Annotated in this window: 1 protein-coding gene; it reads right to left on the bottom strand. The window is 59.1% G+C overall.

The features are described from left to right. Positions 1 to 264: CoA transferase (locus SB751_RS31675; RefSeq protein ID WP_410749230.1), on the bottom strand; the 264-nt coding region annotated here is incomplete at both ends.

Raw genomic sequence — 264 nt, 5'->3', positions numbered from 1 at the left:
AGCACCGCCACCCATTCATCACGGCTTCGGGTACGGAAACGTGCGGCGAGCACCTTCTTGGCATTGGCCCACGCCTCGCGATCCATCTGATCGCCCAAGAGCTGCGGGTCCAGGTCCATCAGCCGCAGCAACTCGTCATAGAACTTGCTTTCGATCGGGCCAACGCTGATGAACTTGTCATCGGAACACAGGTAGCAGTCGTAGAACGGTGACCCACTGTCAGTAATGTTGGTGCCCCGCCCCTCTTTCCACATGCCAGCAGCC

Source organism: Cupriavidus sp. SIMBA_020, assembly GCF_046535395.1.
Lineage (GTDB): Bacteria > Pseudomonadota > Gammaproteobacteria > Burkholderiales > Burkholderiaceae > Cupriavidus > Cupriavidus campinensis.
This window is presented reverse-complemented; position numbering and strand designations above follow the sequence as displayed.